30 protein-coding genes are annotated in these 26,280 nt (G+C 70.8%); 11 read left to right on the top strand and 19 right to left on the bottom strand.

Annotated elements, in window-relative coordinates; genetic code table 11:
- Positions 1–5 precede the first annotated feature (5 nt).
- The 9 genes from A3G1_RS0131615 to A3G1_RS0131565 all read right to left on the bottom strand — a co-directional run bounded on the left by A3G1_RS0131615 (position 6) and on the right by A3G1_RS0131565 (position 6,112).
- A complete protein-coding gene (locus tag A3G1_RS0131615) occupies positions 6–692 on the bottom strand; it encodes a hypothetical protein (RefSeq protein WP_018353512.1) in 687 nt (228 codons plus the stop codon).
- On the bottom strand, positions 674–1,297 hold the full coding sequence (locus A3G1_RS37810; protein WP_018353511.1) for an SIMPL domain-containing protein: 624 nt from the start codon (positions 1,295–1,297) through the stop codon (positions 674–676). Before A3G1_RS37810 ends, A3G1_RS0131615 begins: the two co-directional genes overlap by 19 nt.
- Positions 1,287–2,204: a methylenetetrahydrofolate reductase [NAD(P)H] gene (metF, locus tag A3G1_RS0131605; protein ID WP_018353510.1), complete on the bottom strand. Its 918-nt coding sequence runs from the start codon at positions 2,202–2,204 to the stop codon at positions 1,287–1,289. The genes A3G1_RS37810 and metF overlap by 11 nt, the downstream gene beginning before the upstream one ends.
- Positions 2,205–3,189: 985 nt before the next feature.
- The gene (locus A3G1_RS0131590) at positions 3,190–4,254 is read right to left on the bottom strand and encodes a polyprenyl synthetase family protein (protein WP_018353507.1); all 1,065 of its coding nucleotides are present in this window, start codon (positions 4,252–4,254) and stop codon (positions 3,190–3,192) included.
- The gene (locus A3G1_RS39275; RefSeq protein ID WP_018353506.1) at positions 4,251–4,661 is read right to left on the bottom strand and encodes a helix-turn-helix domain-containing protein; all 411 of its coding nucleotides are present in this window, start codon (positions 4,659–4,661) and stop codon (positions 4,251–4,253) included. Before A3G1_RS39275 ends, A3G1_RS0131590 begins: the two co-directional genes overlap by 4 nt.
- Positions 4,662–4,700: 39 nt before the next feature.
- Positions 4,701–5,138 (bottom strand): guanyl-specific ribonuclease, encoded by a 438-nt coding sequence (locus tag A3G1_RS0131580; protein ID WP_018353505.1) that lies wholly within the window; start codon positions 5,136–5,138, stop codon positions 4,701–4,703.
- Positions 5,131–5,424 carry a lycopene cyclase domain-containing protein gene (locus A3G1_RS0131575; protein WP_018353504.1) on the bottom strand — a complete coding sequence of 98 codons (294 nt, stop codon included), beginning with the start codon at positions 5,422–5,424 and terminating at the stop codon, positions 5,131–5,133. Before A3G1_RS0131575 ends, A3G1_RS0131580 begins: the two co-directional genes overlap by 8 nt.
- Positions 5,421–5,768, bottom strand: coding sequence for a lycopene cyclase domain-containing protein (locus A3G1_RS0131570; RefSeq protein ID WP_018353503.1), 348 nt, complete (start codon positions 5,766–5,768; stop codon positions 5,421–5,423). The genes A3G1_RS0131575 and A3G1_RS0131570 overlap by 4 nt, the downstream gene beginning before the upstream one ends.
- Complete coding sequence (locus tag A3G1_RS0131565; protein WP_018353502.1) at positions 5,765–6,112, bottom strand: Rv2175c family DNA-binding protein; 348 nt, start codon at positions 6,110–6,112, stop codon at positions 5,765–5,767. Before A3G1_RS0131565 ends, A3G1_RS0131570 begins: the two co-directional genes overlap by 4 nt.
- 55 nt (positions 6,113–6,167) lie before the next feature.
- Between A3G1_RS0131565 and A3G1_RS41050 the strand changes: the two genes are divergently transcribed.
- From A3G1_RS41050 to bfr, 4 genes are all read left to right on the top strand, one after another.
- Positions 6,168–6,743 (top strand): hypothetical protein, encoded by a 576-nt coding sequence (locus A3G1_RS41050; protein ID WP_157641545.1) that lies wholly within the window; start codon positions 6,168–6,170, stop codon positions 6,741–6,743.
- Positions 6,744–6,826: 83 nt separating this feature from the next.
- Positions 6,827–8,662 (top strand): Stk1 family PASTA domain-containing Ser/Thr kinase, encoded by a 1,836-nt coding sequence (gene pknB, locus A3G1_RS0131555; RefSeq protein WP_026212713.1) that lies wholly within the window; start codon positions 6,827–6,829, stop codon positions 8,660–8,662.
- Positions 8,663–9,023: 361 nt separating this feature from the next.
- Positions 9,024–9,209 carry a (2Fe-2S)-binding protein gene (locus A3G1_RS0131550; RefSeq protein WP_018353499.1) on the top strand — a complete coding sequence of 62 codons (186 nt, stop codon included), beginning with the start codon at positions 9,024–9,026 and terminating at the stop codon, positions 9,207–9,209.
- 98 nt (positions 9,210–9,307) lie between these two features.
- Entirely contained in the window at positions 9,308–9,790 is a 483-nt protein-coding gene (gene bfr, locus A3G1_RS0131545; protein WP_018353498.1) for a bacterioferritin, read from the top strand.
- Here the strand turns inward: bfr and A3G1_RS0131540 are convergent.
- From A3G1_RS0131540 to A3G1_RS0131530, 3 genes are read right to left on the bottom strand one after another with little or no spacing between them, the layout of a single operon-like run.
- On the bottom strand, positions 9,787–10,734 hold the full coding sequence (locus A3G1_RS0131540) for an ABC transporter ATP-binding protein (protein ID WP_026212712.1): 948 nt from the start codon (positions 10,732–10,734) through the stop codon (positions 9,787–9,789). The two genes, bfr and A3G1_RS0131540, sit on opposite strands and share 4 nt — an antisense overlap.
- Positions 10,728–11,522 carry an ABC transporter permease gene (locus A3G1_RS0131535; protein WP_018353496.1) on the bottom strand — a complete coding sequence of 265 codons (795 nt, stop codon included), beginning with the start codon at positions 11,520–11,522 and terminating at the stop codon, positions 10,728–10,730. Before A3G1_RS0131535 ends, A3G1_RS0131540 begins: the two co-directional genes overlap by 7 nt.
- Complete coding sequence (locus A3G1_RS0131530; protein ID WP_018353495.1) at positions 11,515–12,213, bottom strand: ABC transporter permease; 699 nt, start codon at positions 12,211–12,213, stop codon at positions 11,515–11,517. The genes A3G1_RS0131535 and A3G1_RS0131530 overlap by 8 nt, the downstream gene beginning before the upstream one ends.
- A 222-nt stretch (positions 12,214–12,435) precedes the next feature.
- Here A3G1_RS0131530 and A3G1_RS37800 point away from each other — a divergent pair, with 222 nt between their 5' ends.
- A complete protein-coding gene (locus A3G1_RS37800; protein WP_018353494.1) occupies positions 12,436–13,893 on the top strand; it encodes a WG repeat-containing protein in 1,458 nt (485 codons plus the stop codon).
- 21 nt (positions 13,894–13,914) lie between these two features.
- Here the strand turns inward: A3G1_RS37800 and A3G1_RS0131520 are convergent, their stop codons facing one another.
- From A3G1_RS0131520 to A3G1_RS0131505, 4 genes are read right to left on the bottom strand one after another with little or no spacing between them, the layout of a single operon-like run.
- Positions 13,915–14,712, bottom strand: coding sequence for an inositol monophosphatase family protein (locus A3G1_RS0131520; protein ID WP_018353493.1), 798 nt, complete (start codon positions 14,710–14,712; stop codon positions 13,915–13,917).
- Between the two features lie 29 nt (positions 14,713–14,741).
- Positions 14,742–15,743 (bottom strand): aldo/keto reductase family protein, encoded by a 1,002-nt coding sequence (locus tag A3G1_RS0131515; RefSeq protein ID WP_018353492.1) that lies wholly within the window; start codon positions 15,741–15,743, stop codon positions 14,742–14,744.
- Positions 15,744–15,772: 29 nt separating this feature from the next.
- Entirely contained in the window at positions 15,773–16,513 is a 741-nt protein-coding gene (locus A3G1_RS0131510; protein WP_018353491.1) for a site-2 protease family protein, read from the bottom strand.
- Positions 16,514–16,521: 8 nt separating this feature from the next.
- Entirely contained in the window at positions 16,522–16,746 is a 225-nt protein-coding gene (locus tag A3G1_RS0131505) for a hypothetical protein (protein ID WP_018353490.1), read from the bottom strand.
- A 92-nt stretch (positions 16,747–16,838) separates the two neighbouring features.
- Between A3G1_RS0131505 and A3G1_RS37795 the strand changes: the two genes are divergently transcribed.
- Together A3G1_RS37795 and A3G1_RS0131495 are read left to right on the top strand one after the other, a co-directional pair.
- Positions 16,839–18,380 (top strand): bifunctional adenosylcobinamide kinase/adenosylcobinamide-phosphate guanylyltransferase, encoded by a 1,542-nt coding sequence (locus tag A3G1_RS37795; RefSeq protein WP_169437637.1) that lies wholly within the window; start codon positions 16,839–16,841, stop codon positions 18,378–18,380.
- Positions 18,368–19,075, top strand: coding sequence for an adenosylcobinamide-GDP ribazoletransferase (locus A3G1_RS0131495; RefSeq protein WP_018353488.1), 708 nt, complete (start codon positions 18,368–18,370; stop codon positions 19,073–19,075). The genes A3G1_RS37795 and A3G1_RS0131495 overlap by 13 nt, the downstream gene beginning before the upstream one ends.
- Here A3G1_RS0131495 and A3G1_RS0131490 read toward each other — a convergent pair.
- A complete protein-coding gene (locus A3G1_RS0131490) occupies positions 19,064–19,420 on the bottom strand; it encodes an MmcQ/YjbR family DNA-binding protein (protein ID WP_018353487.1) in 357 nt (118 codons plus the stop codon). The genes A3G1_RS0131495 and A3G1_RS0131490 overlap by 12 nt on opposite strands.
- A gap of 2 nt (positions 19,421–19,422) precedes the next feature.
- Positions 19,423–20,523: a glycine cleavage system aminomethyltransferase GcvT gene (gcvT, locus tag A3G1_RS0131485; protein ID WP_026212710.1), complete on the bottom strand. Its 1,101-nt coding sequence runs from the start codon at positions 20,521–20,523 to the stop codon at positions 19,423–19,425.
- A gap of 77 nt (positions 20,524–20,600) precedes the next feature.
- Between gcvT and A3G1_RS0131480 the strand changes: the two genes are divergently transcribed.
- Positions 20,601–22,118 (top strand): leucyl aminopeptidase, encoded by a 1,518-nt coding sequence (locus A3G1_RS0131480; protein ID WP_018353485.1) that lies wholly within the window; start codon positions 20,601–20,603, stop codon positions 22,116–22,118.
- 28 nt (positions 22,119–22,146) lie between these two features.
- On the opposite strand, the gene A3G1_RS0131475 is transcribed toward A3G1_RS0131480, so the two are convergent.
- Entirely contained in the window at positions 22,147–22,476 is a 330-nt protein-coding gene (locus A3G1_RS0131475) for a hypothetical protein (protein WP_018353484.1), read from the bottom strand.
- Positions 22,477–22,667: 191 nt separating this feature from the next.
- Here A3G1_RS0131475 and lpdA point away from each other — a divergent pair, with 191 nt between their 5' ends.
- The 3 genes from lpdA to A3G1_RS0131460 all read left to right on the top strand — a co-directional run bounded on the left by lpdA (position 22,668) and on the right by A3G1_RS0131460 (position 26,278).
- Positions 22,668–24,044 (top strand): dihydrolipoyl dehydrogenase, encoded by a 1,377-nt coding sequence (lpdA, locus tag A3G1_RS0131470; RefSeq protein WP_018353483.1) that lies wholly within the window; start codon positions 22,668–22,670, stop codon positions 24,042–24,044.
- Between the two features lie 28 nt (positions 24,045–24,072).
- Entirely contained in the window at positions 24,073–25,866 is a 1,794-nt protein-coding gene (sucB, locus tag A3G1_RS0131465; RefSeq protein WP_018353482.1) for a 2-oxoglutarate dehydrogenase, E2 component, dihydrolipoamide succinyltransferase, read from the top strand.
- Between the two features lie 67 nt (positions 25,867–25,933).
- Positions 25,934–26,278: an avidin-fold protein gene (locus A3G1_RS0131460; protein WP_018353481.1), complete on the top strand. Its 345-nt coding sequence runs from the start codon at positions 25,934–25,936 to the stop codon at positions 26,276–26,278.
- Positions 26,279–26,280: the final 2 nt, after the last annotated feature.

Below are 26,280 nucleotides of genomic sequence, written 5' to 3'. Positions count from 1 at the left end.
AGGTCCTAGCTCAGGGTGCGGCGGACGGCGGTCAGGAGGGACGCGAAGCCCAGGACCGCGAGCAGCAGCCAGGCAGCCCCGGCCAGCGTCGCCGCACCCTTGGCCAGCGTGTCGGAGAGCAGCCCGCTGAGCCCGCAGACCAGCAGGCCGCCGGCAGCCACCGCAGCCCGGCCCGCCCGGTCGCCGAGGGTCTGCCCGGGCGGGAGCACCGACCCGGTCTCGGCAGTGCGGCTCCTCAGGTACTCGTGCAGCAGCGTCAGCCCACCGCAGGCGACCAGCAGGCCACCGGGCGCGCCCAGCACCCAGAGCGTGGCCAGCCAGGCCGCCTCGGCGATCCGCTCGCAGAGCGCAGCGTAGACGTAGCCCAGCCGTGTGATCCGGTCGGTGAGGACGGACAGCGCCCGGCTCACGCCCTCGGCCGCGACGGTGAGAACCACCGCGACAGCCGACAGGACCGGCCAGCCACCGCCCCGCGCGGCGAGACCCGGCGCGATCAGGCTCGCCACCAGGGCGAACACCGTCACCGCGCCAGCCGTCACCCCGAAACGAGCCAGCGGCCTGGCCAGAGCGTAGGACAGCCGCAGCCAGAACCTGTTCGGCTGGGGAACCAGCCGGGGATCCTCGCCGTGCAGCGTCGCCCAGCGCGCCGCGTACCCGTCCCAGCTCAGCGTGGTCAGCTCAGCAACCCCCATCGCACCTCCACCGACGCAGAGATCTCCAGTTCGCCTGCTTCGACCGGCGGGGCAGCCCCGCCGAACGCCATCATGCGCGCGCCGCCCGGCATCGGGGAGGACCCGCCGCCGTCGGACTCGCGGATCGCCTCGACCGGGCCGAGCCTGCGGCCGGCCAGGTGCGCGTAGCGCTCGGCCTTCGCTTTCGCGTCGGCGTACGCCAGGTCCCTGGCCGCGTTCCGCGCCTCGGCCGGGTCGTCCACAGTGAAGCTCAGGTCGTGGAGGCGGGCGGCGTCACCAGCCGCGCCGATGACCGAGCTGATCAGGTCGCCAGCCGTGCCGAGGTCGCGCAGCCGGGCGGTGAGCTGCTGGCTGGCCGTCCAGCCGCGCGGGGAACCATTGCCGTCATAGGCCTGGTACACCCGGGCACCGGCGGTCTGCCGGTCCTTCGCGGCGATCTCGGCTGCCTTCAGCACGCCGTTCATCTTGGCCAGCGCCGAAGAGCACCGGTCGAGCGCCGCCTGGACGGACTCCGCCGTCACCTCGGCGCCGAACCTCGCCACCAGCACGTCCGGCGTGACCGGCACCAGGCCGGCCCCCAGGACAGTGATTCCCTCATCGGGCATGCGCACCAACCCCCGTGATGTTCTGCCACACTTCCCGCGTCGCGGTCGACCGGTTGAACGTGATGAAGTGGATCCCCGGGGCGCCCTCGTCCAGCAGGCGCCTGCACAGCTCGCCAGCGTGCTCGATGCCGAGCGCGCGGACGGCCTTCGGGTCGTCCTTGACCGCCTCGAACTCCGCAGCGAGCGCCGGCGGGAACGGCGCGCCGGACAGCTGCGCCGAACGGGCGATCGTGCCGAAGCTGGTGACGGGCATGATGCACGGCAGGATCGGGGCGTCGCAGCCAGCGGCCGCGACCCGGTCGCGCAGCCGCAGGTAGTCGTCGGCATCGAAGAACATCTGCGTGATCGCGAAGTCGGCGCCGGCCCGCAGCTTGCTGATCAGCTGCCGCGTGTCGCTGGCGACGTCGGCCGAGCGCGGATGCTTGTACGGGAACGCCGCCACGCCGACGCAGAAGTCACCGGACTCCTTGATCAGCCGGACGAGGTCGGCTGCGTAGAGCAGGCCCTCCGGGTGCCGGATCCACTCGCCGTTCGGGTCGCCGGGCGGGTCGCCACGGACCGCGAGGATGTTGTGCACGCCGGCGGCGGCGAGCCGGCCGACGACATGGCGCAGCTCGCGGACGGAGTGGTCGACGGCCGTCAGGTGGGCCATCGGCAGCATCGTGGTCTCGGTGGCCAGCCGCTCGGTGACCTCGACGGTCAGGTCACGGGTCGTGCCGCCGGCCCCGTAGGTCACGGAGACGAACGTCGGCCGGAGCTGCTCCAGCTCACGGATGGTCTGCCACAGCACCTGCTCCCCGTCGGCGTTCTTCGGCGGGAAGAACTCGAAGGAGAACGTGGGCTCACCGGCGCGCACGAGGTCGCCGATCGAGGCAGGGCTTGCCAGGTACGGATTGGTGAAGGCCACGGGGTCAGGGTAGCGGCCACTCCGTGCTTCGATAAAGCACGCAGTGGGCGTCTCACAGCGTGGCGTGATGACCGGTGCGCTGACCATTGCAGCCATCATGGCCCCTCCGGCGCCGTTTCGGGGCCGAAGTACTCATTCCAGCCAGAATCCGGGTCAGGATTGGCCTGGTCAGTGTGTTCGACATCGCTCCAGGGATCGGGCTGGGGGCCGGACTGGGTCGTCCCGGACCGCGCCAGGCCGAGCTCGGCCAGCTGCCGGCCGAAACAGGGCCACGCCTGCCCGCACTCCTTGCACCGTGGTGGTCCGGCAGCACGCTCACCTGGTACCTGCGGGCGCATGTCGTGACTGGTGTAGAGCAGTGCGGCCAGGCGCCACGACATCGGATGCGTCACGCCGTGCGGTGGCATGCCGGGGTCAACCATTGCTGGGCCTCCTGTTCGGGCAGGTGAGCCAGTGACACCGTTCATCCAACCGGTCGGGGCGGGGCGTGGGAGTAGCCAGCGAACGAACCGGGGAGGCGGGGCGAAGGTGTGGTCAGGAGTGGCGTCCTGATCGGACAATCCAGGTGGGTGGGGTCGGCTATTGCGTGCGAATCATCTTTTTCGGGGCACTGTGCGGGCAGGGTGAACGGCGCTCACGTGGTGGTCATGAGTGGCGACAATCCAGCTTGGGTGGAGCGTGGTGAACACCGACGTGGGCGGGGTGATGCCGGTTGGGTTTGGACGGTGCCCGTTGGTGGTTGAGGTGCGCCGCTCCGGCATGGGGTGTGCTGCTTGGGCTTGGAGGTGCACTTCTCAGGCCTGGAGGTGCGCCGGTCAGGCATGGAGGTGCGCGGCTTGGGCCTGGAGGTGCCGTTTGCGGATTGAGGTGCCGCAGGATCGGCCGTTTGCGGTGCGGTGAGGGGTGGCCGGTGTTGTGTGGGTGCCGGGTGCGGGTGGGCGGGTGGGACTAGGCCGGGTCGGTGGGGTGGCTGGCCGGGCGGGGGCTAGACGGTGCGGCGGGTGGCCGCTTCCACCAGGCTGGCGAGTACCTTGCGGGCGTCGTCGGCGACCTCTGCCGCTTCGAGGGCCGCGTACGCCGCTGCCGTCAGCTCGGCGATCCGCGCCTCCGCCGCCGCGAGCGCGCCGGTCGACACGATGATCTCGCGGAGCCGGTCGATGCCGGGCTCGTCGAGGCCCGGGTCGCCGAGCAGGGTGCTGACCGCTTCCCGTTCCGCGGCTGATCCGGCGGCCATCGCCGCGGCCACGAGGTACGTGCGCTTGCCCTCACGGAGGTCGTCCCCGGCTGGCTTGCCGGTGACAGCCGGGTCGCCGAAGACGCCGAGCACGTCGTCGCGGAGCTGGAACGCCTCGCCCAGCGGCAGCCCGTAGGCCGAGTAGCTGGCCATCAGGCTCGCGGGGGCGCCGGCCAGCGCGCCGCCGATCAGGATCGGGCGCTCCACTGTGTACTTCGCCGACTTGTACACCGCGATCTTGCTGGCCCGCTCCAGGCTCGTGTCCCGGGTGGCCACCGCCAGCACGTCCAGGTACTGACCGGCTGTGACCTCGGTGCGCATCTCGTCGAAGAGGGGGCGGGCCCTGGCCACAGCCACCGGGTCGGCCCCGGAACCGTCGAACATCTCGTCCGACCAGGACAGGCACAGGTCACCCAGCAGGATGGCCGCCGACTGGCCGAAGCTCTCCGGGTCACCGGCCCAGCCCTCGGCGCTGTGCAGCGTCGCGAACCTCCGGTGCACGGCAGGCAGCCCGCGCCGGGTGTCGGAGGAGTCCATGACGTCGTCGTGGATGAGCGCGCTGGCCTGCACCAGCTCCAGGGCTGACAGGCAGGCGACGACCTCGTCGGTGTCGGTGCCGCCCGCGCCACGGAAGCCCCAGTACGCGAAGGCCGGCCGCATCCGCTTGCCGCCGCCGAGCACGAACTCAGCCAGGGTCTCCGCGACCGGGATCAGCGCCGGGTCGATCGTCCCCAGCCGGGCGTGCTGTGCGGCCAGGAAGCCTTCGAGGGCCGCGCTGACCCGGTGCCGGAAGAGGCTGGTGTGCTCGTCTGTCACGGATCCGACGCTAGCGTGCCGGCGGTGGCTCGCCGGCTCGGGGTGCTCCGCCCGCGACGCACAGCCGGTCCTGGCCTGGTGACGCCGTTGCGGGGCCTGCGGACGGCGGCGCGGGGCGTCACCGGCTGCCGGGCGGCCCTCGCGCGCAGCCGTCGCGCCGGCCGGTGTTGCCGGGCCGCGCGGGCTGCCGCCGCTGCCAGCTGAGGCTCCGGTACGGACAGCACGTCGGCCAGCCAGCCGAGCCAGAACGGCCCCGGCACCCGCTGGCCGCGCTCCCAGCGCGACACCTCGTGCCGGCTCAGCGTCGCCGTGCCTGCGGCCTCGCACAGCCGGGTGGCCAGGCGACGCTGGCTCCAGCCGAGCGCCAGCCGGTACCGGAGCAGCAGTACACCGAAAGCTTCGTACATGTGTGCGAGTATTCCAGCCGGGTCCGACAGTATCGGCGGCTACCGGAGCACGTGCCGGAAGCTCGCGTAGTGGTCGGCCGTGTAGTAGGTGTCGCCGTCCGAGCCGACGACGATCCGCCGTGGTCCCCTGTCGCGCTCTCCGGGCGTCTTCACCGTGTACTCGTGGTAGTAGCCGCCCGCCCGTTTCGGCAGCCGGTTCTCCCGGTTCTCGAAGACGACGCCGTCCTGCCGGTAGGGAAACGGCCCACCCTGGTCGATCAGTGCCAGCGTGTCCCGGGCTTCCGCGGGCAGTTCCGCGGCGCTGATGGTGGCGAGCCGGGAACTGGGCGTCGCCGACGCCGACACCACAGCAGTGGCGGTGGCCGTCGGGCGCGCGTCCGGAGTGCCGCTGTACTTGCCGATCAGCACCGCACCGGCGATGGCCGCCAGTACCAGCAGGCCGGCCAGGAGCAGGCCGGTCTTCTTCTTACTATTCACGGGTACCCAGCCTGGTCCAGAGGGACAGCGTCACCAGCACCAGGGCGAAGCCGAAGACCAGGTCCTCCACGGGTGCGTTGGCCAGCCGCCAGCCGACGATCGCACCAGGATCGTAGAGCACGATGCCACGGCCGGTGAGGATTCCGTTACTCACGAGCTGGAAGAACAGCACGATCGGGTAGGTGCACCAGAACGCCGCGGATCGCAGGACTCTCGTACGGAGTACAAAGAAATCGAGCAGGACCGCGACGGTCAGGCCGAGGCCGGCGGCGAGGGTGTAGCTCATCGGCCGCGCCTGCTCCTGGCGAGCACCGCCCGGACCCTGGGCAGGCTGGTCCGGACAGCCTCGTAGCCCAGGATCGCGCACAGCGGGACGACCAGGAAGAACAGCAGCTCCTCCAGCGGGAGGCCGCCGGGCAGGCGCAGGCCGAGGATCTGGGCCGGGTCGTACCACCAGTGACCGGCCGCGATGGCCGCCACGTCCCACGCGACGAACACCACCGCGACCGGCGCGATGGCCAGCGCGAGCCGGCGCCACTGGCGGAGGACGCCGACCCGGAGCACCGGTTCGAGCCACAGCGCGCACACGAGGCAGCCGGCCAGCACGGCCAGGAAGGACAGATGCCTCAAAAGCCCATCGCCTGCGCGCGGCGCTTGACCTCGGTCGACCTGTGGTTGAGCGCCTCGGCAGGCGTCCCGCCCAGCGTTTCGTCCGGGGTATAGAGCCACCTGAGTGCTTCTTCGTCGTTATACCCAGCGTCCCGAAGCACGTTCAGCACACCCGGGAGGTGCTTGATCACGAGTGGACCAGCGAGCAGCTCGCTGGGCACCCGCAGCACCCCGTCCCGGCGGACGGCAAGGATCGCCCCGTCCTTGAGCAGCTGCCGCACCTTCAGGATCGGCAGGCCGAGAAGATCGGCAACGTCGGGCAGAGTCAGCCATCCGGCTGGCGGAATTTCCGTAGTCACATCCACAGGTTAGGGCCTGTCCTCCCCTCCCCTCAGGCTGGCCGCTGGAAGGGAATCGATCATGAACCTCCGACGAGAGGTTGGCGGCATCGTGCGCTCACTCCGCTACGACCTGCTCCGCCGGGGTATCCAGCCTGGCCGTCCTGCGCACCGCGGCGTGGCGCTGGCCGGGCTCGCCTTCCTGGTCGGCGTGGTCGCGGTGGTGTCGTACGCCATCGTGCTCGCCGTCGCCGGGCACATGCGCGCACCAGAACCGCCCGCCGCGGCGCCGCCCGGGCCGGGCGAGGTCGTCAACGGGGCCGAGGGCGGCCCGGCGCGCGGCGCACGTTCGACTCCGCGCGCCAGCCGCGGCCCGGCCGGCACCACTCCCACGCCGAGGGGCACCACGGCACCCACCTCAACCCCCGGCGCCAGACCCTCATCCGGTACCGGCACGCCGGCCAGGCCAGCCACCGCCGTGCCCACGCTCCCCGGCCCCCAGCCGACCACCCCTGGTACCCAGCCGCCGGAGAGCACTCCGAAGCCGACGGCCTCGCCGTCTCCCACGCCGACGCCCTCGCCTTCTGGTTCCTCGCCAGCCCCGACGACGGGTCCGAGCACGCCGGGTTCGCCCGGTTCCGTGGCGCCGCGGCGGTGAGCCGGTTACTCCCGCCAGCGCCGACCTATGCCAGACGGCCAGGCTCGGCCACACGGCGGCGCGTGGCCCGTACACTGCCTGCGATGGACACGACTGTTGCCGATCCGTTGATCGGGGCCCTGCTGGACGACCGGTACCGCATTCGCGGCCGGGTCGCCCGTGGTGGCATGGCGACGGTGTACCACGCGATCGACGAGCGCCTCGAGCGCACGGTCGCCATCAAGATCATTCACGCCACGCACGCCGGGCACCGTCAGTTCACCGAGAAGTTCGAGCGTGAGGCGAAGATGATCGCCCGTCTCGCGCACCCGAACATCGTCGCCGTGTACGACGAGGGCCGCCACGAGGGCCTGCCGTACCTGGTCATGGAGTACATCCGCGGCCGGACGCTCCGCGACCTGCTCACCGAGCGGCACCGGCTCCCGGCTGCCGAGGCGCTGGGCCTCATGGCCCCCGTGCTGGCGGCACTGGCCGCCGCGCACCGCTCCGGCATGGTCCACCGGGACGTCAAGCCGGAGAACGTGCTGCTCGCCGACGACGGCCAGATCAAGGTCGCCGACTTCGGCCTGGCCCGCGCGGTCGAGGCCAGCGGCGACGACCACTCCAGCGGGCAGCTGCTGGCCACGGTCGCCTACGTCGCGCCGGAGCTGGTCAGCGCCGGCCACGCCGACCCGCGCGCCGACGTGTACTCGGCCGGGATCATGCTGTTCGAGCTGATCACCGGCCGCGTGCCCTACGACGGGGACAAGGCCGTCGAGGTCGCATGGCAGCACGTCGAGCGGGACGTCCCGCCGCCCTCGGCCTACGCCCCCGGTACCCCCGCCATCGTGGACGAGCTCATCGCGCGGGCCACCCGCCGCGACCCGGGCGCCCGGCCCACCGACGCCGGGGCGCTGCTGGCCGAGCTGACCGCAGCCCGTGAGGATCTCGTTCCCCTCCGCCAGTACCCGGGGCACCAGCCCCCGCCGCAGACCTCCTCGGCAGCCACGCAGCTCATCCCGGTGGTCAGGCCGCCTCAGACGGTCAAGGCAAAGCGCAGGCCGCTCCGCCGCCCGCCGCTGGTGATCGCCGCGGTGCTCGTCACGATCGGCCTGATCGCCGCACTCGGCGGCTGGTGGTTCGGCGCCGGCCGGTACGTGGACACGCCGAGCCTGCTCGCGATGTCCCAGGACAAGGCGATGACGACGGCCGGGCAGGCCGGTTTCCGCGTGACGAGCACCGAGAAGTACAGCGAGACCATCCCGGCCGGCACCGTCATGGCGCAGAACCCGGAGCCCCGGAAGCCGATCTCCCGGGGCGGCACGATCGCGCTGACGGTTTCCAAGGGCCAGGAGCGCTACACCCTGCCGAACGAGCTGATCGGCATGGACGCCGCCGAGGCCGTGAAGCTGCTCGGCAGCATGGGGCTCAAGACGACGCAGACCCAGCAGTACAACGAGGCGGCGGCCGGCAAGGTCATCTCCTCGGACCCGCCGGCCGGAGCGGTGCTCGCCAGGGGAGCCGCTGTCGCCCTGGTGGTCAGCAAGGGCCCGCCGCCGATCAGCGTGCCCAAGGTGACCGGCAAGAAGCTCGACGAGGCCAAGGCCGAGCTGGAGCGCCTCGGCCTGGTGGTCAAGGTGACGACCCAGGAGAGCGACCAGCCCAAGGACCACGTCGTGGGGCAGAGCCTCCCGTCGGGTAAGGGTGTCGAGCCCGGCACCGAGATCACCCTGACGGTCAGCACCGGCCCGGCGATGGTCGTCGTGCCGGACCTCGCGGGCCTGTCCTTCGACGACGCGAAGAAGTCACTCGACGCGATCGGGCTGGTGGCGAACAGGGCGTTCAACTGGCCGGGCGGCCGCAATGTCGTCTACACCCAATCCCCCGCGGCAAGCACCCAGGTCCCCAAAGGCACAACCATCAGCCTCTGGCTCTACTAGGCCGTTTGGACCCGGTGAGCGGAAATCTGAGCTGCACAGAACAAAAGCCCACGTACAACCAGTGCGAGGGCTTTTGCTCTGCTTGTCAGATTTCCGCTCACCGGGCCACTTCACGCTAGATCAAGAGCGAGGGTCAAGAGCCGAGAGCCCGAGAACCCGACTCCCGGGCAGGAATCGACCAGTGCCGTCGTCAACGGCTCATCCTTCCGGGTGTGATCTGGTCGCTGAGCTGCGCAAAGGCTTGACGGCCCCCAGGGCTTAGGCCATCCTTGCTTAGGCCAGGCTAAGCAACTCGCCACGCCGGGCGAAAACATGGGTAAACCGGCCAGGCATCACGGGGCGAGCGAAAGGGTGTTCTCAGATGTATGTCTGCATCTGCGCGCGTGTCCGCGAGTGCGAGGTCCGCTCGGCGATCCAGCGCGGCGCGCGGTGCGAGGACAGCGTCGGAGACGCCTGCGGTGCCGGTACCGGATGCGGGTCCTGCCTGGACCGGATCGCAGACCTGATCGACGAGGAGCACCCCGCGCTGGCCACGGCCGCGGCGTAGCCGGCCACCCCCCGCGCGCTCTAACCCTTGCCTATCCTAATTCGGGCATTGCATACCCTTAGTCGGAACTCGGGCATACCCCCTCGTATCCTGCAATTATGCAGGGAGATCCGAAAGTCATCGAGTTCCTCAACGAGCAGCTGACCGCCGAGCTCACGGCGATCAACCAGTACTTCCTCCACTCGAAGATGCAGGAGAACTGGGGGCACACGAAGCTCGCCAAGTTCACCCGGCACGAGTCGATCGACGAGATGAAGCACGCCGACATCCTCACCGACCGGATCCTGTTCCTGGACGGGCTGCCGAACTACCAGCGGCTCTTCCCGCTGCGGATCGGCGAGTCGGTCAAGGAGCAGTTCGAGTGCGACATGCTGGTCGAGCAGGAGGCCGTCGACCGGCTGCGCAAGGGCATCGAGTACATGCGCAAGATCGGTGACGTGACCTCGGCGGCGCTCTTCGAGCACATCCTCGCCGACGAGGAGCACCACATCGACTACCTCGAGACCCAGCTCGCGCTGATCGAGAAGCTCGGTGAGCAGCTCTACCTCCAGAACGTCACCGAGCACCCCGACCCGTCCTAGCCCCTGTCGCTGCCGTAGAGCCGGGTGATCACGTCCTCGATCCCCGGCTCCACCACCGCCAGGTCCCGGAAGGCCGGCAGCTGGGCGACGACCTGCCCGACCGAGGCACCATCCAGTTCGAGCCGGATCAGCAGCCCCTCCACGCCGACGAGCGCAGCGCCGTCCAGCCGCTGGTCACCGGCCCAGGGTTCCTCCAGCTCGACGACGATCTGCTTCTTCATCTGGTACCTGTCGTGCAGGGCGGCCAGGCTCCCGTCGTGCACCACCCGGCCGTGGTCGATCACGATCAGCCGCTCGCACAGTTTCTCGATGTCGGCGAGGTCGTGGGTCGTCAGCACGATCGTGGTGTCGCCCTTGTCCCGCAGTGACGCCAGGAACTCGCGGACGGCCTGCTTGCTGACCACGTCCAGCCCGATCGTCGGCTCGTCCAGGAAGAGCACCTGGGGGCCGTGCAGCAGCGCGGCCGTCATCTCCCCGCGCATCCGCTGGCCGAGGGAGAGCTGCCGGACGGGCGTGTCCATGAACTCGTCCAGTTCGAGGAGCTTCCGGCAGGCTTTCAGCCGGGTGGTGTGCTCGGCTTCCGGGACGCGGTACACGTGCCGGAGCAGGGCGAACGAGTCGCGCAGCGGCAGGTCCCACCACAGCTGCGACCGCTGGCCGAAGACCGAGCCGATCCGGCGGGCCAGGGCCACGCGGTCCGGTACCGGCCGGAGCCCGCACACCGTCACCTCCCCGGCCGAGGGCACCATGATCCCGGTCAGCATCTTCAGCGTCGTGGACTTGCCGGCCCCGTTCGGCCCGATGTAGCCGAGGAGTTCGCCGCGTTCGATCGTCAGGTCGACGCCGTCCACGGCTGTCACGGTCTCTGTCACCCGGCGCAGCCGCCCGGCTTTCTTCCTGACCTCGAAGTCCTTGCGCAGCCCAGCCGTCTTGATGATCATGATCCGGTACTCCCGTAGCGGCGGAGCCCGGCCAGCCACGTGGCCCGGGCGATGAGGACAACGACCAGCGTGACGAGCGGGGAGCACCACCGGGCCCAGTCCGGCAGGCCGATCGGCTCGCTCAGCCCGAGCAGGGCCAGGGCCGGCAGGTACGCGACGAAGGCGAAGCCCAGCCCGAAGGCGAACAGGCCACGGAACCAGCCGTGGAACATCGTCGACGGGTACGCCGTGAAGTCCCGCCCGCCGTACGTGAACGCGTTGGCGATGTCGCCGGACTCGATCCACCAGAACGCGATCGCCGCCAGGGTGACGAACACCGCCGAGAAGAAGACGGCGGCGTTGATCGGGGCCACGATCGCGTACACCACCCGCGCGGCGTCCCACTTGACCGGAGCGACAGTCAGCGCGACCAGGTAGAACAGCGTTCCCTGCACGACCCGGCCCGCGCGCCGGGTCGCGAAGTCGAGCACGAGGAGCTGGCCGAGGGCCGACATGGGCCGCAGCAGCACGGTGTCCAGGAGCCCGGTCCGGATGTAGTGCTTCAGCCGCTCGATCTCCCCGACCGCCAGGTCGGCCATGCAGAACCCGGCCCCGGAGATGGCCGTCATCAGAATGACCTCCCGCCACCCGAAGCCCCCGAGGGCCGGCGTCACGCGGAAGAGCAGGAACAGCGCGCCGATGTCCACAGCGGACAGCAGGGTCGCCATCGACAGGTCGAGGAAGAACGAGGCCCGGTACTGCAGCTGGCTGCGGATCTGCGCGCCGAGCAGCTTCACGTAGGGGTTAGCCACCCTGCACCACCAGCTTGCGCAGCGCCCGGCCCTGCATGAGCCTGCTGACGCCGAACAGGATCACCAGCCAGACCACCTGGAGCCCGATCACCGCGCCCGACTCCCGTTCGACCAGCACGTCCAGCGGGCCCTGCAGCAGCAACGGGAACGGCGTGGCCACCCACAACGTGGTCACCAGCCAGTCCGGCCAGACCGGCAGCGGGAACTGCAGCCCGCCGAGCAGCCCAGAGCACAGCACCCACGCCGTCCAGAACCCGCGGATGTCCAGAAACCAGAAACACAACAAGCACAGGATGTACCGGCAGAGGAAGCCGACGAGCACCGACAGCACCATCGCGACCACGAACAGCAGGTAGACGTGGGGCTTGCCCGGCAGGTACAAATCAAAAAATATCGCGCCGACGGTGATCGGCAGGGTGAAGCGGAGCACCAGCCCGAACAGGGACCGGCCCAGCTCGGTGGCCAGCTGCATCCACATGATGTCCATCGGGCGGAGCAGGTCAGCGGCGATGTTGCCGGACTTGATCCGCTCGACCAGGTCGAGCTGCGTCCAGAAGTTGATCACGCCGATCAGGCCCTGTGAGACCCACACGTAGGTGGCGAGCTGGGCCGGGTTGTAGCCGACGAGGGTGCCCCCGGCTCCGGCCGCGGCCACGGTCAGCAGGACCGAGCATCTGAGGAAACCGAACACGGCATTGGTGAAGGCGGAGCCGAGAGCCGCCTGCCTGTAGGTAGAAAACCGTCTATAACCAGCGCCCACCAGGGCTAGAAAGGCACGTAACGAACCGGCGGGAATACTGGCGGCGGGTGCGGACACGTCGTACCCTCCTTTCCGACACACAAGCGTGCGAGCCTACGCTTCGTGGCGTCTGCCGTCGTGTCAATTTCGGGATGCGGACATGAGCGATCTGACATGAGCGAGACGGATGTGGCAGGCGGCTGGTTCGCCGTTCGCCCCGCGCAGCCTGCGCCGGAATCCGACGCGCCCGCCGACACCGAAACCCCTGCTCAGACCGCCGTTCAGCCCCCGCAGCCCGCCCAGCCTGACACCTCGGAGCCCGAGGAACCAGCACCGTTCACGTTCGGCGAGCCTCCCCAGCTCCCCTCGGGCCTGTCGTGGTCCTGGGCCACCCCGGCCACTCCCGCTGAACCCGCACCGCAACCGGAATCCGCACCCGAACCGGAGCCCGATCCCGTTCCCGTTCCGGCGCCCCGGCTCGCCGAATATCCCAGCGAGCCCCTCACCGGCGACCCCGAGCGCACCCTCGCCGCGATCCGCTTCGACCTCGACCCGGACACGCTCCGGGAGATCGTCGCCGATCCCGGGCTGATCCGGTCGGTACGCGACGCGCTCACCGAGCGGCTGACCGAGGCGGGCGACGCCGGGGTGCGGGCCAGGCTGCTCGGGCTGCGCGCGGTCTGCCGCCGGCTGCTCGGGGATCTCGACTCGGCGCTCAGCGACGCGAAGATGGCCCTCGCGCAGGCCGAGCTGACCGGCCAGCTGCGCCGGATCGCGCTGTCGCGGGCCAGGCTGGCCCGGGTGCACCAGTGGCGGGAGGAGCACGCGGAGGCCGACGAGCTGTACGCGAAGGCCAACTCCTCCGAGCTGCCGGCCCCGCTGCGGGCGTCACTGTACGCGCACGCCAGCCGGTCGGCCCTCGAACAGGGTCACCTCGTCGAGGCCGCCAACCTGCTCGAACGCGCCCTCGAACTGCGCCGCCTCACCTTCGACCAGGAGTTCGTCACCGAGGTCGAGACGGCGCTCGACGCGATCGCAGCCCGGGCGGAACGCTCAGGCTTCGGCCCGGTACCGGAGGCTGCCGACCCGCCGGAGCAGCGGATGCCCGAGGGTGACTACTTCGACGCGCAGCCGTACCGGGACGACCGGGCCTGGGTCCGGCACACCGAGGACGACGAGTGGGTGGCGATCGACGGCGAGGGCCGGACCGTGATCGCCGCCGGGTACGACGACGTGCGGCCCTTCCGGCACGGGGTCGCGATCGTCAGGCGGGCCGGTGGCTGGGGTGCCGTGGACGTGCACGGCAAGGTGGTGCTGTCCTGCTCGTACGACCAGTTCTGCACGGCGCTGGCTGACGGCAGGTACGTGGACGGGTTCACCGAGGAGGGCCTGGCGGTCGTCGAGCGGGGCGGCCGGAAGGGCGTCGTGGACCGGCAGGGAAAGGTGCTGCTCCAGCCCGCGTACCGTGGCCTGGTCATCCACCCGGTCGCGTACCTGGTCGTGTCCGCCGAGCACCGCTGGGGTGCGCTCGACCGGCGCGGCGAGGAGATCATCGAGCCGGTGTTCGCCTCCCGGGCCGAAGTGATCGAGCACGTCGAACGGCTGCTCTCCGACGCCCGGCCCGTCATCTAGATCGTGGGACCCCTCATGTCGCTATAGCGACATGAGGGGTCCCACACCAGCCAGCTCCCCGGCGAGCCACTCGCCGAATCCCAGGTCACGCCCCGGCGCGACAGCCACGAATCCCCGGGCCGTCTGGGCGCTCTCCCCGCCCACCGGGATGTACGTGCCGCCGGCCGCCTCGACCAGCGCGGCCCCGGCTGCCACGTCCCACGGCCAGATCCCGAGGTTGCAGGCCACGTCGGCCCGGCCGGCCGCGACCCAGGCCAGCGACAGCGCCGTGCAGTACAGCCGGCGTACCTCAGCTGTGCCCAGCAGCGTCGCGACCAGCTCCATCGCCGGCCCGTTCACCTGGCCGGGCAACGGCAGGTCGGTCAGCACGAGCGGCCGGTCGGCGATCTGCGGCTCGGGCAGCCAGCTCGCGGGCTCGGCCCGGAACGGCTCGCCGGCACCGCCCGTGAAGCACTCGTCGCGGAACAGGTCGTACACGCAGCCGGCGACCATCCGGCCGTCCACAGCCGCACCGAGCGAGACGCACGCCATCGGCAGGCCGCGCAGGAAGTTCCCGGTACCGTCGATCGGGTCGAGATACCAGGTCACGCCGTCGCCGGGCCGCGTACCGCGTTCCTCGGCGACGATCGCCGACCCGGGCAGCGCGGCACGCAGCGCCGCGACGATCAGGTCCTCGACGGCCGTGTCCGCGCCGGTCACGTAGTCGAAGGGGCCCTTGGCGGTGGTGGTGACGTCCGCTCCCCCGGTACGCAGAAAACGCACTGCCTCCCGGCAGCACTCCTCCGCGATCTTGAGCAGCTCCCCCGTGGTGGCACGCACAGGCGCGCCACCACCCGCACGTTCGTCCACTAAGGACGGCCAGCCGGGGAGACCGTCTTGGCCGGGTCGCGCTCGACGACCGGGTCGAGGATCTCGTCGATCCGCTTCATCAGCTCGGCTTCGAGCTTGACGCCGACGGCCTTCACGTTGTCCCGGACCTGCTCGGGGCGCGAGGCGCCGACGATCGCCGAGGCGACGTTCGGGTTCTGGAGGGTCCAGGCGACGGCGAGCTGGGCCATCGTCAGGCCCGCAGCCTCGGCCAGCGGCTTGAGCTGCTGGATCCGCGACAGGGTGTCGTCGTCGCTGACCAGGTTCTTCATGAAGTGCGCGCCCGACTTCTCGTCGGTGGCCCGCGAGCCGGCCGGCGGCGCCTGGCCCGGCAGGTACTTGCCGGTCAGCAGGCCCTGCCGGATCGGCGACCAGACGATCTGGGACAGGCCCAGCTCCTCACAGGCCGGGATGACCTCAGCCTCGATGACCCGCCAGAGCATGTTGTACTGCGGCTGGCTCGACACCAGCTGGATCCTCAGCTCCCTGGCCAGCTCGGCGGCGGCCCTGATCTCCTCCGCCCGCCACTCGGACACGCCGATGTAGAGGGCCTTGCCCTGCCGGACGATGTCGGCGAAGGCCACCATCGTCTCTTCCAGCGGGGTCGCGTAGTCGTAGCGGTGAGCCTGGTAGAGGTCCACATAGTCCGTACCGAGCCTGCGGAGCGAGCCGTTGATCGACTCCATGACGTGCTTGCGGGACAGGCCACGGTCGTTCGGCCCGTCGCCCGTCGGCCAGTACACCTTCGTGAAGATCTCCAGGCCCTCGCGCCGCTCGCCTTTCAGCGCCCGGCCCAGCACCGCCTCCGCCCTGGTACCGGCGTAGGTGTCCGCGGTGTCGAAGGTCGTGATGCCCTCGTCGAGCGCGGCGCGCACGCAGGCCAGCGCGGCGTCCTCCTCGACCTGGGAGCCGTGGGTGATCCAGTTGCCGTAAGAGATCTCGCTGATGAGCAGGCCGGAACGGCCGAGATGACGAAACTCCATGAACCCCACCCTATCCAGGAGAACCTGGTCTACAGCCAGAACCGGATCAGCCGCGAGCCCTCGCTCGCCCGCCACGGCGGGATGCCTGCCAGCTCGCACAGCCCGTACACGACGTCGAAGAACACTCCGGCGATCGACGGCGTCCAGAAGATCGCGAACACGATCAGCATGCCGAAGGGCTGGGCCTTGTCGAGAGCGCTGCGCCAGTCGCGCGGCAGGTACTCCTGGATCATGCCGTAGCCGTCGAGCCCCGGGATCGGCAGCAGGTTGAGGATGCCCGCCGTGAACTGGAGGAACGCCAGGAACGCGATGCCGGCCCAGAACCCGCGGTGCTCCTCGCTCGGCAGGCCGAACCAGAACGGCACCGACAGGGCGACGCCCAGCAGCAGGTTCGTCGCGGGTCCCCACGCGCTGATCAGGCTCCGCCGGAACCGGCCGCGCACGGCGTGCCGGTCGATCCACACCGCACCACCTGGCAGGCCGATCCCGCCGAGCAGGACGAACAGCAGCGGCAGGATGATCGAGTACACGACGTGGGTGTACTTGAGCGGGTTGAGCGTCAGGTAGCCCCGGTCGGCCACCGACAGGTCCCCCGAGCGGTACGCGGTCAGCGCGTGCGCGTACTCGTGCAGGCACAGCGACACGAGCCAGCCGCCGATGACCAGCAGGAAGACGTTGAACCGCACGTTGCCGTACGGCAGGTACGCCATCACCCCGCCCGCCACGGTGACCGCGGCGAGCGAGGCGAAGACGGGGCTGGGCCTGGTCACCTGGGTGCTCAGCCCGCGAGCAGGCTCATGTCGTACTCGACCCGGTCGTCCTCCAGCAGGACCACCTTCGTGACCCCGGCGGCCTGGAGATCGCGGAAACTCTGCCCGAGCCAGCTCTCGGCGTCACCCTGGGCCGGGTAGCTCTCCGCCGAGCCCTCCACCGGATTGCCGTCAGCGTCCTGCGGAGTCACCGACTGGCCGTCAGCGTCCTCGTACCGCCAGATCCACGCCATTGCGCACCCCTTCGTCGCCGATGATCGCCGGAGCACCAGCCTATAGGCCCACGGTTGTCCAGCCGTAACCCGAAGGTGGCAGGATGCTGCTCATGACTGAGGCTTACGGGCGGGTGCTCGTGCTCGGCGGGATCCGCTCGGGCAAGTCGGAGTACGCCGAGTCGCTGCTGTCCGGCGCTCCGGCCGTCACCTACCTGGCCACCGGCCCGAGTGCCGACGACGACGCCTGGGCCGAGCGGATCAAGGCGCACGCCGAGCGGCGTCCCGCGCACTGGACGACCCGGGAGACGACGGACCTGGCCGCCGAGCTGGACTCCCCGGCGCCGCTGCTCGTCGACGACCTCGGCTCGTGGCTCACCGCCGCCTTCGACGCCGTGCGGTGGGAGCAGGCCCCTGAACTCGGCGCGCTGGTCGACGCCGTGGCCGCCCGGCGCGGGCCGCTGGTCATGGTCAGCCCGGAGGTCGGCCTGGCTGTCGTGCCGGCCACCGAGTCGGGCCGCAGGTTCGCCGACGCGCTCGGCACGCTCAACCGCCGCCTCGCCGAGGTCTGCGACGGGGTGGTGCTCGTCGTGGCCGGTGCGCCGATCTGGCTCAAGGGCACGCCGCCGTCGGCGAGTGACCTGACCCGGCGGATCCGGACGGCTCCCGAGCGGACGTCGGCCAGGCCCGGGGTGCTCGTCACCGGTACGGAACTGGGCGAGCTGCCCGACCCGTTCGACCCGCTGACCCTGCCACTGCCCGACGAGGAGGCCCGCGAGGCCGCCCGCGCCCGGCTGTCCACACTGGACGTTTCCGGTGCCGGGCTCGGCAGGATGGCCGGTCAGGTCGCACTGGCCGCCGCGCTGCAGGGCACGCCGACGCCCTCGGAGTTCACCGACGTGCGGCTCGTCCTGCTCAACTCGGCCGCTGACCCGAAGCCTGCCCGGGGCGAGGGCGCTTTCCCGCTGCTGGCCGACCGGGCCGGGGTCAGGGTCGAGGTCGCCGTCATGGCAGCCGACGACGTGGACCCGGCCAAGGAGGACGTGCTCACCGCCGAGCAGGTCGAGGCGGCCATCGACCACGGCCGCACGCTCGCCACCCGCGCGGCCGACTCCGGCGCCGACCTGCTGATCCTCGGCTCCACCTCGGACAACGGCCAGGCAGCTGCCGCCGTCACAGCGCTGCTGACCGGCGCGGAACCCGCCGCGCTGCTCGCCACGGTCGCCCTGGCGGACGGTTCCGTGGACGACAACGCGTGGATGGACCGGGCCGCCGGTGTCCGGGACACGCTCCGGCGGGTGCGGGCCGGTGCCCGCGACCCTCGTACCCTGCTCGCGGCCTTCGGGGGCTCGGAACTGGCCGTGGCGACCGGGCTGGTCCTCGGCGCGACAGCCCGCCGCACTCCGGTACTGATCGACGGCCCGCTCGGGGTCGCGGCCGGCCTGCTCGCCAGGGACATCGCCGGCCAGACCCGGCACTGGCTGCTGCTGCTCGACCACGGCGGCCACCCGACGGTGAAGCTCGCCGCCGACGTGCTCGGCGTCTACCCGGTGCTCGACCTCAAACTCGGCCTCGGCGAGGGCGCCAACGCCCTGGCGGCCCTCCCCATGCTCCAGTCGAGCCTGTCCCTCGCCGCGAACCTGTGCACGGGCTGAGGCTCGCCCTCACCACGTTCACGGTGCTGCCGGTCCGGGCGGGCCGGATCGACCGGGACACCGCGCGCTCCGCGATGTACTGGGCTCCCGTCGTCGGTGCCGCCCTCGGTGCCGTCCTCGGGCTCGCCACCTGGGGGCTGCGGCTGGCCGGGCTGCCGCCGCTGGTCGGAGCGGCGATCACGGTCGGGCTCGGAGCACTGTTCACCCGGGGGCTGCACCTCGACGGGCTGGCGGACACAGTGGACGGCCTCGGCTCGTACGCGAGCCGCGAGCGGGCACTGGAGATCATGAAGAAGCCGGACGTCGGCCCGTTCGGCGTGGTGGCGATCGTGCTCACGCTGCTGATCCAGGTGGCGGCGATCTCCGCACTGCCGTCCGGCCGGCTCGTCGCCGGGCTCGCCATCGCCACGGCTACCGGGCGGCTGGCCGTGACCTGGGCCTGCCGGGCTGGCGTGCCGAGCGCGCGGCCGGATGGGCTGGGCGCGCTCGTCGCAGGTACGACGAAATGGGTCTGGGTGTTGCTCTTGACCTTGGCCCTGGCCGTGGGTGCGCCGCTCGCCGTCGCCTGCTCACTGCTGGCTGCCGCCGCCCTGACCTTCCACTGTGTACGCCGGTTCGGCGGCGTCACCGGCGACGTGCTCGGCGCCTGTGTGGAGGTGGCCGCGACGGCGGCCCTCGTGCTGCTACTGCTGTGAGTTCTCCGCGTCGAACGCCCTGACCAGCTTCTTCGGGGCTGTCCGCCGCCAGGCCTCGGTGATCACGTCCCGCAGCTCGTCAGGGTCGGCGGTCGGCAGGTTGACCTGCACCCAGCCGAACCGGCCGACGTACGGCGCGAACCGGTAGGTCTCACCGTCGGAGGCGATCAGCTCCTCCTGGTCCTCCCTGGAGGCCTTGACCGAGATCATCGTGCCGGTCGGCGTGCCCATCGCGAAGATCTTCTTCTGGACGCGGAACGTGAGCTCGACCTCCCAGGTCAGCTCCTCCGCCGCGCCCGGCAGGTCAAGGCACCACGCCTTGACCTGCTCGAACGTCACGGCCATGGCTAGCGGACAGACGGGTTCACGAACGGCGGCTTGACGATCTTCGCCACGGAACGGCGGCCCCGGACGTCCAGCTCGACCTCGTCACCCTCCGTCAGCCCCGAAGCGGTACTGATCAGGGCCAGCGCGATGCCGATCTTCTTCGTCGGGGAGAACGTGCCGCTCGTGACCTCACCGATCGCCTCGTCCGTACCGGGACGCAGCACCGTCATGTGCGCACGCGGGATGCCCCGGTCCGTAGCGAGCAGGCCCCACAGGGTGCGCTGCGGCGCGGCCTTCTCGGCCACCAGCGCCTCGCGGCCCCAGAACTCCGGCTTCTTCCAGCCGACGGCCCAGCCCGCGCGCGCCTGCACCGGGGAGATCTCCATCGACAGGTCCTGCCCGTGCAGCGGGTAGCCCATCTCGGTCCGCAGCGTGTCGCGGGCGGCCAGCCCGGCCGCGCGTACCTCGATGTCCGTGCCGAACAGCGCGTCCCACACCTCGCCGGCCTGGGCGGACGGGACGACCAGCTCGTAGCCGTGCTCACCGGTGTAACCGGTACGGCACACGGTCAGCTCGGCCGAGCCCAGCTTCGCGACCTCGAAGGACATGTAGTCGTGGTCGGTCGGCAGGCCCAGCTTCGCCAGCAGCTCCGCCGAACGCGGGCCCTGGACGGCCAGGACGGCGTAGTCGGCGTGCTCGTTGACGATGGTCACGCCCTCGGGCGCTGCGGCCTGGAGCCGGCGGACGACCTCGGTGGTGTTCGCGGCGTTCGGGATGAGGAACACGTGCTCGGGACCGTGCAGGTAGGCGATCAGGTCGTCGACCACGCCACCGGTCTCGTCACAGCACAGCGTGTACTGCGCCTTGCCCGGCGCGATCCGGCCGAGATCGTTCGTCAGGCACCGGTTGATGAAGTCCGCGGCACCCGGGCCGGTCACGGTCGCCTTGCCGAGGTGGGAGACGTCGAACACACCTACGGACTCACGGACCGCCGCGTGCTCCTTGAGAACGCCGCCACCGGCGTACTCCAGCGGCATCTCCCAGCCACCAAACGGGGCGAACTTCGCACCCAGTGCGAGGTGCCGGTCGTGCAAGGGTGAACGGAGAAGCTCGTCTGTCATGGTTGCAACTTATCGTGTGATGTTCTGTGGTTAGNATCGCTGAGGAAATCGTTATCCACCGACCAACGGAGCTTCGTGTGACCACGCTCGCCCTCGCCGACACCGATCCGGCAGAACTTCCCGTCGACGCCATCGTCGTCGGCGTGTACAGCGACGAAGACCCCGCCGCTGCCCCCTTGCTGGCTCAGGGTGCCGAGGGTGTCGACGCCGCCTTCGACGGCAAGCTCGCCGCGACCCTTGCCCTGCTCGGCGCGACCGGCTCCGTTGGCGAGGTCACCAAGCTCGCCTCGCTCGGTGCCACCACCGCCCCGGTGATCGCCGCCGTCGGCCTCGGCAAGCCGGGCACCGCCCCCGCCGAGAACCTGCGCCGCGCCTCCGGTTCGGCCGTCCGTGCCCTGGCCGGCTCCGCCAAGGTCGCGCTCGCCCTGCCCGCGCTGTCCGAAGAGGACGGCGGCCTGCGGGCAGTGGCCGAGGGCGCGCTGCTCGGCTCGTACCAGTTCGCCGGGTACAAGTCGAAGCCGTCAGGTAAGGACGCCGTCGGCACGGTGACCGTCCTGGTCCCCGCCGCCGACGACGCCGCGGCCCAGGCCGAGATCAGCCGGGCCGGTGTGGTCGCCGACGCCGTGGCCCAGTGCCGCGACTGGGTGAACACCGCCCCGAACGAGCTGCGCCCGCCGTCGTTCGCCGACTTCGTCGCAGAGGCGGCCAAGAAGGCCGGCCTCGAGGTCGAGGTGCTCGACGAGAAGGCGCTGCAGGCCGGTGGCTACGGCGGCATCCTCGCCGTCGGCATGGGCTCCGAGGCGCTCCCCCGGATGGTCCGCCTGGCGTACACCCCCAAGGGCGCCAGCTCGGGCAAGAAGGTGGCGCTGGTCGGCAAGGGCATCACCTTCGACACCGGCGGCGTCTCCATCAAGCCGGCCGCCGGCATGTGGGAGATGAAGAGCGACATGGGCGGTGCCGCAGCCGTGGCCGCCACCATGCTCGCCGTCGCGGCCCTCAAGCCGTCCGTCGAGATCGTCGCCTACATCCCGATGGCCGAGAACATGGCCTCCGGTTCCGCCTACCGCCCCGGTGACATCGTCACCATGTACGGCGGCAAGAAGGTCGAGGTGCTCAACACCGACGCCGAGGGCCGGATGATCCTGGGCGACGCCCTCGCGCGGGCCTGCGAGGACAACCCGGACTACCTGCTGGAGACCGCCACCCTGACCGGCGGCCAGGTCGTCGCGCTCGGCAAGCGGGTCTCCGGCCTGATGGGCACCCCCGAGCTGACCGCCCGCGTGCAGGCGGCCGGCGACCGGGTCGGCGAGCCCGGCTGGGCCATGCCGCTGCCGGACGACATCAAGAAGAACATGGAGTCGGACATCGCGGACATCCTCCAGGTCTCGGCCGGGATGGACCGGGGCGGCCACATGCTCCAGGGCGGCATCTTCCTGTCGGAGTTCGTGTCGGAGGGCGTGCAGTTCGCGCACATCGACATCGCCGGCCCGTCCTACCACTCGGGCGAGGCCTACGGCTACGTCACCAAGGGCAGCACCGGCGTGCCGGTCCGCACCCTGCTCGAGACGATCGACGACATCGCGCTCAACGGCTAGAACCGCCAGCGCGGGAGGCCGCAGGGGGCTACTGCTCCCCTGCGGCCTTCCGCCGGGCGTTGAACTCGCGCATCCGCGTCGGGTAGCCGACCTTGGTGACCTCGTACAGCGGGATGCCCAGCTCGGTCGCGAGCTTGCCGGCCGCGTCGGGGCCGGTCACCCGGCGGCGCGTCCACTCCCCGTCGTGCGCGATCAGCACGACGGTGGTCTCGGTGACCGCGGTCTTCGGCTCCAGGTACGCCTCGACGCCGTGCCGGGAACGCGCGAAGGTGCGCAGGTGCTCGAGGTCCGCACCGACCAGGGACTTGTCCGCCATCCGGTCTGTGGGCTGCTTGGGCTTGCGCCGGAACCAGGACACAGCATCCTCCCGTAGCTCTGCGCGCAGCGTACCGCTGCCGGGGGCCCGGCGGCAGGAGCGAATCCGCCCGCAGTGCCCCGGACCGTGCCCCGAACGTGTGCTTCGGCACAGGAACCCACGGGTCACTATGCGAAGGCGCACCCTGAAATGACAAGATGACCACGGAACTGCTGAGTCTTCTAGGAGATCACGTGAGCGACGGTTACGACGTTGTAATCCTCGGCGGTGGCAGCGGCGGCTACGCGTGCGCGCTTCGTGCCGCGCAGCTCGGCCTGACTGTCGCTCTGATCGAGAAGGACAAGGTCGGCGGCACCTGCCTGCACCGGGGCTGCATCCCGACCAAGGCCCTGCTGCACGCCGGTGAGGTCGCGGACACCGCGCGCCACTCGGCGGACTTCGGCATCCAGGCCACCCTCAACGGTGTCGACATGGCTGGCGTCAACAAGTACAAGGACGACGTCGTCAGCAAGCTGTACAAGGGCCTCCAGGGCCTGATCAAGTCGGCGAAGATCGACTACATCGAGGGCGCTGGCACCCTGGTCGCCCCGAACGTCATCGAGGTGGCCGGCCGCCGGATCACCGGCAAGAACATCGTCCTGGCCACGGGCTCCTACTCGAAGACGCTCCCCGGCCTCGACCTGGACGGCGAGAAGATCATCGCCTCCGAGCACGCCCTGAACCTGACGGCCGTCCCGTCCTCGGCCATCGTGCTGGGCGGCGGCGTGATCGGCGTCGAGTTCGCCTCGGCGTGGAAGTCGCTGGGCGCGGACGTGACGATCGTCGAGGCCCTGCCCCGCCTGGTCGCCGCCGAGGACCCGGACATCTCCAAGCAGGTCGAGCGGACCTTCCGCAAGCGCGGCATCGGCTTCAAGGTCGGCAAGCCGTTCGAGAAGGTCGAGAAGACCGCGACCGGCGTCCGCGTGACGATCGCCGGCGGCGACGTCCTCGAAGCCGACGTGCTGCTGGTCGCGGTCGGCCGTGGCCCGTCGACGGCCGGCATCGGCTACGAGGCCCAGGGCCTGAACATGGACCGCGGCTACGTCCTCACCGACGAGCGGCTCAAGACCAACCTGCCGGGCGTGTACGCCGTCGGCGACATCGTCCCCGGCCTGCAGCTCGCGCACCGCGGCTTCCAGCAGGGCATCTTCGTCGCCGAGGACATCGCGGGCCTCAACCCGCCGGTGATCGACGAGGCCGGCATCCCGCGCGTCACGTACTGCGAGCCCGAGGTCGCCTCGATGGGCCTCACCGAGGAGAAGGCCAAGGAGCAGTACGGCTCCGACAAGGTCGAGTCCTACAACTACAACCTGGGTGGCAACGGCAAGAGCCAGATCCTCAAGACCCAGGGCTTCATCAAGCTCGTCCGGGTCGCCGACGGCCCCGTCGTCGGCATCCACATGGTCGGCGCGCGGGTCAGCGAGCTGATCGGCGAGGCCCAGCTCGTCTACAACTGGGAGGCGTACCCCGCAGAGGTCGCCCAGCTGATCCACGGTCACCCGACGCAGAACGAAGCGCTGGGCGAGGCCTTCCTGGCCCTGGCCGGCAAGCCGCTGCACGCACACGCCTAACCAAGAAGACACGAGGGAGTCGAACGAGATGCCGGTCTCGGTCACCATGCCCGCGCTCGGTGAGAGCGTCACCGAGGGCACCATCACCCGCTGGCTGAAGCAGGAAGGGGAGCGGGTAGAGGCCGACGAGCCGCTGCTCGAGGTGTCCACCGACAAGGTGGACACCGAGATCCCCTCGCCGTCGGCCGGTGTGGTCGCCAAGATCCTGGTCGGCGAGGACGAGACGGTCGCGGTGGGCGCTGAGCTCGCCGTGATCGCCGCCGAGGGCGAGGCGGTCTCTGCCGCCCCGGCCCCGGCCGCCGCCCCCGCGCCCGCCGCCGCTCCGGCCCCCGCGCCGGTCGCCGCCGCTCCGGTGGCACCCGCTGCCCCGGCTCCGGCCGCGCCAGCTCCCGCCGCTCCGGCCGCCGCTCCGGCGTCCGCCGCACAGGGCACCGTCGTGACGATGCCCGCGCTCGGTGAGAGCGTCACCGAGGGCACCGTCACCCGCTGGCTGAAGCTGGTCGGCGAGACCGTCGAGGCCGACGAGCCGCTGCTGGAGGTGTCGACCGACAAGGTGGACACCGAGATCCCGGCCCCGGTGGCCGGCACGGTGCTGGAGATCAAGGTCCAGGAGGACGAGACCGTCGAGGTCGGCGCAGCCCTGGCCGTGATCGGTGCCGCTGGCGCCGCCCCGGCCGCCGCTCCGGCTCCGGCACCCGTCGCAGCTCCCCCGGCCCAGCCGGCCGTGGTCAGCCCGCCGCCGGTGGCTCCGGCTCCGGTACAGGCCGCTCCGGTCGCTCCGGCTCCGGTGCAGCCTGCTCCGGCCGTCGTGGCGCCAGCTCCCGTGGCTCCTGCCCCGGTCGCTCCCGCCGCGCCCGCCGCTCCGGCTCAGGGCGAGGAGGGCGGCAACGGGTACGTGACGCCGCTGGTCCGCAAGCTGGCCGGTGAGCACGGCATCGACCTGAACACCCTCACCGGTACCGGCGTGGGTGGCCGCATCCGCAAGCAGGACGTGCTGGAAGCGGTGGAGAAGGCCAAGGCCGCCGCCCCGGCTCCGGCAGCGGCACCCGTGGCCGCTGGCGCGACCGAGAAGGCCAAGCCGGCCGCCGCCCCCAGCCCGCTGCGGGGTTCGACGGTGAAGATGTCCCGGCTGCGGGCCATCATCGCCAAGCGGATGGTCGAGTCGCTGCAGGTCGCGGCGCAGCTCACCACCGTGGTCGAGGTCGACGTCACCCGGATCGCGAAGCTGCGGCAGCAGGCCAAGGCCGAGTTCCAGGCCCGGCACGGCGTGAAGCTGTCCTTCCTGCCGTTCTTCGCGCTGGCCGCCGTGGAGGCCCTCCAGGTCCACCCGGTCGTCAACGCGCACATCAACGAGGCCGAGGGCACCATCGCGTACCCGGAGGCCGAGCACCTGGGCATGGCGGTGGACACCGAGAAGGGCCTGATGGTCCCGGTGATCCGCAACGCCGGCGACCTGAACCTGGCGGGCTTCGCCCGGCGGATCGCCGACATCGCCGACCGGACCCGCAACAACAAGGTCACCCCGGACGAGCTGTCCGGCGGCACGTTCACGCTGACCAACACCGGCAGCCGTGGCGCGCTGTTCGACACGCCGATCATCAACCAGCCGCAGTCGGCGATCCTGGGCACCGGGGCCGTCGTCAAGCGGGCCGTGGTCGTGGACGACCCGGAGCTGGGCGAGATCATCGTCCCGCGCTCGATGGTGTACCTGGCGCTGTCCTACGACCACCGCCTGGTGGACGGCGCGGACGCCGCCCGGTTCCTGGTCACCGTGAAGGAGCGGCTGGAGGCCGGCAACTTCGAGGCAGACCTGGGCCTGTAGCAGTCACCAGCACGTAGCGAAGGGCGGTTCCCGGTCGGGAGCCGCCCTTCTCTCATCAGGAGACCCCATGACCCAGTACCATCCCAGCCTCGACGGCCGCACGTTCCGAGCAGTGTCTGATGTGGACGGTGGCGAGGTGTCCACCGAGACAGTCTTCGAGTACCACCAGGACGGCGACCTGGTCTGGGCCGAGTACTCCGGCGGCACGATCCGCCGTGGTCACCTCGTCGGCACCAGGCACGGCGACCGGCTCGACTTCCGGTACGCGCAGCTGAACACGGCAGGCGAGACGGCGGCCGGACACTGCGTCTCCACAGTGGAATCGGGACCCGGCGGCCGGCTCCGGCTGCACGAAACGTGGGAATGGGAGTCGAAAGCTGGCTCCGGTACGTCGGTGGTCGAGGAACAATAGGC

The organism is Longispora albida DSM 44784 (assembly GCF_000379825.1).
Lineage (GTDB): Bacteria > Actinomycetota > Actinomycetes > Mycobacteriales > Micromonosporaceae > Longispora > Longispora albida.
Note: the sequence above shows the minus strand (reverse complement) of the source record. Positions and strands in the feature narration are given on the sequence as shown.

Coding starts and splice junctions, on each gene's coding strand:
- A3G1_RS0131490 (WP_018353487.1), bottom strand. CDS start 19,420: ATGGCCGTGACGTTCGAGCAGGTCAAGGCGTGGTGCCTTGACCTGCCG.
- A3G1_RS37795 (WP_169437637.1), top strand. CDS start 16,839: ATGACTGAGGCTTACGGGCGGGTGCTCGTGCTCGGCGGGATCCGCTCG.
- A3G1_RS0131505 (WP_018353490.1), bottom strand. CDS start 16,746: ATGGCGTGGATCTGGCGGTACGAGGACGCTGACGGCCAGTCGGTGACT.
- A3G1_RS41050 (WP_157641545.1), top strand. CDS start 6,168: ATGAACCTCCGACGAGAGGTTGGCGGCATCGTGCGCTCACTCCGCTAC.
- A3G1_RS37810 (WP_018353511.1), bottom strand. CDS start 1,297: ATGCCCGATGAGGGAATCACTGTCCTGGGGGCCGGCCTGGTGCCGGTC.
- A3G1_RS0131615 (WP_018353512.1), bottom strand. CDS start 692: ATGGGGGTTGCTGAGCTGACCACGCTGAGCTGGGACGGGTACGCGGCG.
- pknB (WP_026212713.1), top strand. CDS start 6,827: ATGGACACGACTGTTGCCGATCCGTTGATCGGGGCCCTGCTGGACGAC.
- A3G1_RS0131575 (WP_018353504.1), bottom strand. CDS start 5,424: ATGAGCTACACCCTCGCCGCCGGCCTCGGCCTGACCGTCGCGGTCCTG.
- A3G1_RS0131460 (WP_018353481.1), top strand. CDS start 25,934: ATGACCCAGTACCATCCCAGCCTCGACGGCCGCACGTTCCGAGCAGTG.
- bfr (WP_018353498.1), top strand. CDS start 9,308: ATGCAGGGAGATCCGAAAGTCATCGAGTTCCTCAACGAGCAGCTGACC.
- A3G1_RS39275 (WP_018353506.1), bottom strand. CDS start 4,661: ATGTACGAAGCTTTCGGTGTACTGCTGCTCCGGTACCGGCTGGCGCTC.
- A3G1_RS0131550 (WP_018353499.1), top strand. CDS start 9,024: ATGTATGTCTGCATCTGCGCGCGTGTCCGCGAGTGCGAGGTCCGCTCG.
- A3G1_RS0131515 (WP_018353492.1), bottom strand. CDS start 15,743: ATGGAGTTTCGTCATCTCGGCCGTTCCGGCCTGCTCATCAGCGAGATC.
- A3G1_RS37800 (WP_018353494.1), top strand. CDS start 12,436: ATGAGCGAGACGGATGTGGCAGGCGGCTGGTTCGCCGTTCGCCCCGCG.
- gcvT (WP_026212710.1), bottom strand. CDS start 20,523: ATGACAGACGAGCTTCTCCGTTCACCCTTGCACGACCGGCACCTCGCA.
- sucB (WP_018353482.1), top strand. CDS start 24,073: ATGCCGGTCTCGGTCACCATGCCCGCGCTCGGTGAGAGCGTCACCGAG.